This window comes from Streptomyces shenzhenensis (genome assembly GCF_021462265.1).
In the GTDB taxonomy this organism is placed as follows: domain Bacteria; phylum Actinomycetota; class Actinomycetes; order Streptomycetales; family Streptomycetaceae; genus Streptomyces; species Streptomyces shenzhenensis.
This window is the reverse complement of the sequence record NZ_JAJONF010000103.1, coordinates 1-7,546: the sequence shown is the minus strand read 5'-3', so window position 1 is coordinate 7,546 and position 7,546 is coordinate 1. Positions and strand designations below refer to the sequence as shown.

General features: G+C 67.7%; 6 protein-coding genes and 1 pseudogene. 3 read left to right on the top strand and 4 right to left on the bottom strand.

Features of this window, described 5'->3' with window-relative positions; translation table 11 throughout:
* Positions 1-335: 335 nt before the first annotated feature.
* Together LQ326_RS46450 and LQ326_RS46445 are read right to left on the bottom strand one after the other, a co-directional pair.
* On the bottom strand, positions 336-734 hold the full coding sequence (locus LQ326_RS46450; protein ID WP_234545257.1) for a nuclear transport factor 2 family protein: 399 nt from the start codon (positions 732-734) through the stop codon (positions 336-338).
* A 52-nt stretch (positions 735-786) separates the two neighbouring features.
* The gene (locus tag LQ326_RS46445; RefSeq protein ID WP_234545259.1) at positions 787-1,737 is read right to left on the bottom strand and encodes an alpha/beta hydrolase; all 951 of its coding nucleotides are present in this window, start codon (positions 1,735-1,737) and stop codon (positions 787-789) included.
* Positions 1,738-2,017: 280 nt separating this feature from the next.
* On the opposite strand from LQ326_RS46445, the gene LQ326_RS46440 reads away from it, so the two are divergent.
* The 3 genes from LQ326_RS46440 to LQ326_RS46430 are packed head-to-tail and all read left to right on the top strand — an operon-like array spanning position 2,018 to position 6,217.
* On the top strand, positions 2,018-2,875 hold the full coding sequence (locus tag LQ326_RS46440; RefSeq protein ID WP_268208438.1) for an alpha/beta fold hydrolase: 858 nt from the start codon (positions 2,018-2,020) through the stop codon (positions 2,873-2,875).
* 25 nt (positions 2,876-2,900) lie between these two features.
* Positions 2,901-4,673, top strand: coding sequence for an MOSC and FAD-binding oxidoreductase domain-containing protein (locus tag LQ326_RS46435; RefSeq protein WP_234545256.1), 1,773 nt, complete (start codon positions 2,901-2,903; stop codon positions 4,671-4,673).
* Positions 4,674-4,729: 56 nt separating this feature from the next.
* Entirely contained in the window at positions 4,730-6,217 is a 1,488-nt protein-coding gene (locus tag LQ326_RS46430) for a dihydrolipoyl dehydrogenase family protein (protein ID WP_234545255.1), read from the top strand.
* 115 nt (positions 6,218-6,332) lie between these two features.
* Here the strand turns inward: LQ326_RS46430 and LQ326_RS46425 are convergent.
* A pseudogene (locus tag LQ326_RS46425) lies at positions 6,333-6,515 on the bottom strand (transposase); the annotation flags it as partial.
* Between the two features lie 237 nt (positions 6,516-6,752).
* The coding region (locus LQ326_RS46420; protein ID WP_234545254.1) for an IS701 family transposase at positions 6,753-7,546 on the bottom strand (794 nt) is incomplete at its 5' end.

The following is a 7,546-nucleotide window of genomic DNA, read 5'->3' as shown; positions in this document are numbered from 1 at the left end:
GAGTGCCTGTTCCTGAGCCGGCCATGACGGAGCAGTGACTACAACTTCTCGTCATCGATGTTCACGTACAGTGCTTAGGCAGCTGGCGGACACTCGCGTACACGGCGGAGACGAGGTCGGCGTTCCGATGCGCGTAGCGGCTGGGCGTCCCGGCAGACACGCGTTTGGCCGCCTGCAGCGCTGCCTCCACGTCCCCCGCCCTGCGAAGTGATCGTCAGTTGGGCGAGCCAGGAGCCGTTCCCGCACTGAGGGGAACCAGAACGGTGCGGTCTCTGCCGAGGCTCGGCAGGGATCGGGCGGTGCCGGGCGTGCCGGTCAGACGGTGGGTGAGATCGTCAGTCGGTGTATGCCTGGAACACCTTGAGCGTGTCCTCATGCAGATGGAGCTGGACGATCCGGTCGCTCTCGACGCGGAAGTGCATGGCGACAGGCATGTCGTAGGTCCGGCCGGTGCTCTTTGCCACGCGCGTGAACCGCCCCAGCATGACCGCGTGTTCGCCGTCGACCAGCAGCGCGTCCACCTGGTCCACGTTTCTCTCCGGGACGATGTTGTTGCCGAGGGTCCTGAGGTGATCGGCCACCTCCTCACTCTTGGAACGATGCCCGGTCCAGGGCAGGGACGGCAAACCGGGGACGTACCAGTCGATGTCGTCCGCGAAGACCGGGACCACGGCGTCCGGGTCCCCGGCGCCCAGGAGCCCGAAGAACCGCTCCACCACCTCACGTGTTGTCATGATCGAGAACCTTCCGCGAAGCGAGGTGTGTTGGACTTCCGGGGGTGGCACCTCAGTTGGTGCCGAGCGCCTTGCGGAGGGCGTGGATGGCCTGCTCGATCGCGGCCGTCGAAGCCTGCGTGGGCCGGACGGGATCGAGCATCATGAAATCGTGGATGATGCCGTTGTAGCGGACGCTCGTCGTGGGCACACCGGCCTGGCTCAGGCGACGCGCATAGGCTTCGCCCTCGTCACGCAGGACGTCGTTCTCGTCCACGATGACCAGAGCCGGCGGCAGTCCGGACAACTCCTCCTCGGCGGCCCGCAGGGGGGATGCGGTCGCTTCGGCACGCTGCTCCGGGTCGGTCGTGTAGGCGTCCCAGAACCAGGCCATCGCCTTGGCGGTCAGGAACGGACCGTCGGCGAACTCCCGGTAGCTCGCGGTGTCCTCAGCTGCATCCGTGACCGGGTAGTACAGCGACTGGTGCACGAAACGGACATCACCACGCCGCTTGGCCAGGATCGCCAATGTGGCGGCCAAGTTGCCCCCGACGGAATCCCCTGCGACCGCCAGGCGGGACACGTCCAGGCCCTCGGCCGCGCCGTTCGTGTTCAGCCACCGCGCGGTCGCGTAGGCCTGCTCGATCGCCACCGGGTAGTGGGCCTCGGGAGAGCGGTCGTACTCGACGAAGGCAACCGCCGTCCGCGCGCCTACGGCCAGTTCCCGCACCAGCCTGTCGTGCGTTCCCGCGTTGCCCGGAATCCATCCTCCGCCGTGTACATCGAGGGTGACAGGCAGTGGAGCCTCCGCGTTCCGGGGTTTTACGACACGGACCCCGACGTCACCCACCTCCGCCGGAACGGTGATCCACTTTTCCTCGATGTCGAGCAATTCGACAGGTGCTGCCTGGATGTCGTCCAGTACTTTGCCGGCACCTTCCGGGCCCAGTTGGTAGAGGAACGGCGGCTGCGACGATGCGTCCGCCACCGCTTGAGCTGCCGGCTCCAGGACAGGAGCGCTCATGACGGTCACTTCCTCCGCGCGGATCACAATGGGCTGCCAATACCGACGCCGGCGGTCATGGGTTCCCATCCATTCCAGGCTGCGCCCCGTCCAGGAAGACCGCCAGTGCGGAGGTGGCTGCCGTCGGCGGCCGGGTCTAGTGTGAAATCGAACAATTCGGCCGGGCGGAGCAGAGAAGTTGAATTCAGGATTCAGGATTTCTCCCCGGCGTCGCATCCAGATGCACCGTCAAGTAGTTGATCGTTGCTCGGGGTGACCACCGGAGGCCATCGTGCTGCCTATGCATCACCGGACCGTGACCGTCGACGCCCAGCAGGTGTTCTATCGTGAGGCGGGCCCCGAGGAAGCCCCGACAGTTCTGCTTCTGCACGGGTTCCCCAGCAGTTCGCACATGTTTCGACATCTCATTCCCGGCCTCGCCGACCGTTATCACGTGATCGCCACCGATCATGTCGGATACGGGCAGTCGTCCATGCCCCGGGCCGGTGAGTTCACTTACACATTTGATCATCTGGCCGCCATCACTGCGGGATTGTTGGAGAAACTAGGGATCAGCCGTTTCTCGGTCTATGTACATGACTACGGCGCGCCCATCGGCTGGCGCCTTGCCCTGAATCCCGCGTTCGAGGTGACAACCGTCATCTCCCAGAGCGGCAACGCCTACATGGAGGGCTTCGCCAAACCCTTCTGGGACGATCTGTTCTCGTACGCGACATCACCCGGTCCCGACACGGAGCCCGGCGCGCGGGCGAAGTTCAGCGCCGAGACCACGCGCCGGCAGTACGAGAACGGGGCCGGGGACCCGAGCCTGGTCAGCCCGGACAACTGGCTGCACGACCAGACCCTGCTGGACAGGCCGGGCAACGACCAGGTGCAGCTGGCGCTCTTCCGGGACTACCCGACGAACATCGAGGGTTACCCGCAGCTCCATGAGTACTTTCGCGCCAGCCAGGTGCCACTGCTGGCCGTCTGGGGTGAGCGCGACGAGATCTTCGGGCCGGACGGTGCTCACGCCTTCTCGCAGGATCTGCCCGATGCTGAAGTCCATCTGCTCCCGGCCGGTCATTTTGCCCTGGAAACGCACCTGGACGCCATAAGCGGCTACATCCGCGGATTCCTCGGCCGTGTGACCGGCTGAGGGTGGACGAGGAGGGAGACGAGTGGTGGCCACCTTGATCTCAGTCAACGTGGGGATGCCGAAAGACGTCTCCTGGCACGGCAGGACCGTGTACACGGGGGTGCACAAGCAGCCCGTGTCCGGGCCGCGGATGGTGAGGCGGCTGAACATCGACGGAGACGGTCAGGGTGACCTGGGCGGACACGGCGGGGAAATGCGGGCCGTGCTGGTCTACCAACTCGACTCCTATCGCTTCTGGTCCGGGGAACTGGGCCGGGACGACCTGACGCCGGGCAGCTTCGGAGAGAACTTCACGGTCGACGGGCTCCCCGACGACGAAGTGTGCATCGGCGACCGGTACCGGGTCGGCGGAGCCCTTCTGGAGGTCTCGCAGCCGCGGGTGACCTGCTACCGGGTGGGCCTGCGTCTGGAGGAACCGCGCATGGCGGCGCTGCTGGTGGCCCACCATCGGCCCGGTTTCTACCTGCGTGTCATCGAAGAGGGCGAGGTGGAGGCCGGGCAGGAGATCGTCAAGGTCTGCACCGGCCCGGAGGCCATGACCGTCGAGGAGATCGATTCCGTCCTCTACCTCTCCGGTCACACACTCGACCAGGTGCGGCGGGCCCTGCGCATACCGGCGCTCAGCCCGGGCTGGCAGGGCTCGATGCGCGACCTGCTGGAACAGGCCGACAAGGGCGCGGCGGCGTCGTCCGGGAGCGCCGGCCTGACCGTCGCGGCCGGCGTCCCGCCCCCGGTATGGCGCGGCTTTCGTCCGCTGACGGTCACGGACGTCCACCCCGAGAGCGAGAACGTGATCTCCCTGCGTCTGGCCGCGGCCGACGGCTCCGCCCTGCCCGCCGCGCTGCCGGGACAGTTCCTGACCGTGAAGATGCGCGCGGCCGGGGACGGGACGTCCCTGATCCGCAGCTACTCGCTGTCGGGCCGGCCCGGCACGGGTACGTACCGGATCAGCGTGAAGGCGGAACCACACGGCCTGGCGAGCACCTACGTGCGCGCGCACGTCCGGGCCGGGGACAGCCTGGAGTTCGCCGCACCGCGCGGTACCTTCTGCCTGCCCCGCGGCGACCGGCCGGTCGTGCTGGTGTCCGCCGGCATCGGGGCGACCCCCGTGCTGGCCATGCTGCACTCACTGGCGGACGCCTCCTCCGGCAGACAGGTGTGGTGGCTGCACGCCGCCCGCAACGGCCGTGAGCATCCCTTCGCCCAGGAGGTGCGTGCCCTGACGGCACTCCTGGCCGACGCACGGTCCGTCGTCTACTACAGCAAGCCCGACCCCGCCGACGAGCGGGGCAAGGACTACTCGGAAGCAGGTCGCATCTCCAGCGAGCGGATCCTCGGTCTGGGCCTGCCCACTGATGCCGACGCCTACGTCTGCGGGCCGGCGGCCTTCATGGACGGCGTGACCGACGCGCTGGTCAGGGCCGGCCTGAGGCCGTCCTGCGTGCACACCGAGAACTTCAGCGGCGGCCCCTCCCTCACTCCGGGGATCAAAGGCACGCAGGCGACGCGGGCGCCGCACCGGCCCGAAGGCGCACCGGGCACCGGTCCCGCCGTCTCCTTCGCCCGCAGCGGACTGACCGTCGCGTGGAACGACGACCACAGCTCCCTGCTGGAACTCGCGGAAGCATGCGATGTCCCGGTCCAGTGGTCGTGCCGTACCGGCGTGTGCCACACCTGTGAGCTCGCCATGATGTCCGGGACCGTGGATTACTCCCCGGACCCGGTCGAGCCGCCGGGCGAGGGCAACATCCTCATCTGCTGCAGCAGACCCGCCCAGGACGTCGTCCTGGATCTCTGACACCTGCCCGCCCGGCGGGCGGGCCTTCTCGGCCGAAGGACGAACGGATGGTTCCCATGACAGCAGCGGTGGATCCGGACCGGTCGGAGTGGGACGTGATCGTCCTCGGCGGTGCCGCGGCGGGCGAGAACGCCGCACAGTACGCGAGCCAGTTCTCCGGCCTGTCCTCGGTGCTCGTGGAGGACCGCCTGGTCGGCGGCGAGTGCTCGTACTGGGCGTGCATGCCCAGCAAGGCCCTGCTCCGGCCGGTCGAGGTGGTCGACGCCGCTGCCCATCTGCCCGGCGTCTCGGCACGGCTCGATCCGGCCGGGGTGTTCGCCCGACGAGACCGCGTGATCAACGCACTGGACGACACGTCCCAGGTGACATGGGCCCTGAACACCGGGATCGACGTGGTGCGCGGCTATGGACGACTGGCCGGTGAGCGCGTGGTCGTGGTGAGCCGGCCCGACGGTTCGACCAGGACGCTGACCGCCCGGCACGCGGTGGTCCTCGACACCGGTTCCTGCCCGGCCGTACCGGATGTGCCGGGGCTGCGCGCCGCGCTTCCGTGGACCTCCCGCGATGTGACCACGATGAGTGAGGTGCCGCGCCGGGTGGTCATCCTCGGTGGTGGTGTGGTGGCCTGCGAAGCGGCCACCTGGCTGCACGGCGTGGGGGCCGAGGTCACGGTCGTCCATCGCGGCGAGCGGCTGCTGGCCCGCAGCGAGCCGTTCGCGGGGGCGCTCGTGGCCGAGGAACTGCGGGGCTCGGGGGTCCGTCTGTGTCCCGGGCAGGGCCTGTCCCAGGTGAAGCGGTCGGACACCCGTGACACGGGCGAGGGACGGGTGCACGGCGGTGAGCTGAGCGTGACGCTGGACGACGGGACGGTCATCGTGGCGGACGAGGTCGTGGTCGCCGCCGGGCGCACCCCGAACACCGACGACATCGGCCTGGAAACCGTAGGGCTGCTCCCGGGCGGCTTCCTCGACGTCGACGACCAGCAGTGCGTACGGGCGGCGGGCGGCAGCTGGCTCTATGCCATCGGGGATGTGTGCGGCCGCGCGCTCCTCACGCACATGGGCAAGTACCAGGCGCGGATCGCCGGGGACGCTATCGCGGCCCGCGCCGCCGGCCGCGCCGACCTGCCGTCCGCCGCGGCCGGACACGTCGGGACACCGCAGGTCGTCTTCACCACGCCGGAGGTCGGCAGCGCCGGTGCCACCGAGCAGCAGGCGCGCGAGGCGGGTCTGGACGTGGAGACCGTCGAGTACGACCTCGCCGCGCTGGCGGGCACGTACGTCATGCGCTCGGACTACCGCGGACGGGCCAAGCTCGTTGTCGACCGCGGTGAAGACGTGGTGGTGGGGGCGACGTTCGTCGGCGCGGGCATCGCCGAGCTCGTGCATTCGGCAACCACAGCCATCGTGGGCCGCATCCCCGTGTCTACCCTCTGGCACATCGTGCCGAGCTACCCCACGGCGAGTGAGATCTGGCTCCGCCTCCTGGAGACGCTGCGCGGGCAGCGCCACACAGCCGGCTTGGACCGGCGCCACAGCCCATAGGACTGCTTCCCGTCGACGGAACCTCACAAAAAACCTCGGCGGATACGAGGCCGCCCCCAAGCACCACCAGCGGCTCGCCGAGGGCGACGTTCTAGGTGTTCTGTCCGGGAAGGTTGTGGACGGTCGGCCAGGCACCGAACTCCTGCGGCATCTCCCGCCACTGCCCGCCGGTCCTGAACCGCCAGATCACCCCCTCGAACTGCTGCCGCAGCCGCTCGGGGTACGGGCCGTACTCGCCGATCGGCAGGTACGGCTCGATGAACTCCCATTCCTCGTCCGCCAGTTGCATTCGCGTCACGCAAGAAGGTCTACCGGTCCAGCCCCCGCCACGAAGGCGAATCCCGCAGATTGATCACGACTCAATACGCGCCCTAATACTGCAACGACACTCCGTGATGCCCTCTTCGTCTGTAGTGACTGATGCGAGCTCGGGCTTGGCTTCTTCTTCGCCAGAGGGACCAGTCGAGTGCATGTTGGATGCCGTGGCGGATGGGAGAAGCGATTCGATTGAAGAGCCGCCGAGCCTCGTTCATGGTCACGGGTATGAGGGATCGAGTGCCATCGGTTTCGGGATCCCCTTTTTTGCCTCCATTCGCAGGATGGCGAGGAAGGCGAGGGTGGCCATGGAGAGGGTTATGTGCCGGTACCATGCGGTGTAGCCGCGGACCTGATAGTGGTCAAGTCCGGTCTCGTTCTTCGCGGTCTGGAAACATTCCTCGACCATCCACCGGGACCCCGCGATTTGCGCGAGTTCTTCCAGTGGAGTCCCGGACGGGCAGAAGCAGATGTAGTAGGCGATATCCGTAGGGTCGGTGAGGCTGCGTCGTGCCATCAGCCAGTGGTCCCAGCCCTCGCGCCGCCAGGGCCGGATCGCTGCTGCGGCCCAGTCGTACTCGCGTGGACCGTGAGCGCCGTCGCCGCAGCTCATGCGTGTCCACGCATCGTCGGGGAGTTCGCCGATCAGCTTGTGCGCGCGGGCCTGGCCGAAAAACTCCATGGTCATGACCATCTGCGATTTCGGCACAGCGAGTACGTGTGGGATGCCGTGTTCTTCCAGCCAGAGACGAATTCGGCTTGTCTGCCCACAGACTTCATCGGCGGTGACCCACCCGAACGGGATGCCGGACTCCACGGCACGCTTCAGCATGCGCAAGCCCAGGTCGGGTTTCGTGGTGAACTCGACATCATCACCGATACCGGCCGCCTGGCAGCGCTCAGGGTTCGATGTCCATTCCTTCGGGAGATACAGCTCGCGGTCGATCAGCGCCCGTCCGTTCCCTGATCCATACGCCAGGAAGACACCCACCTGGGAATTCTCGATCCGCCCGA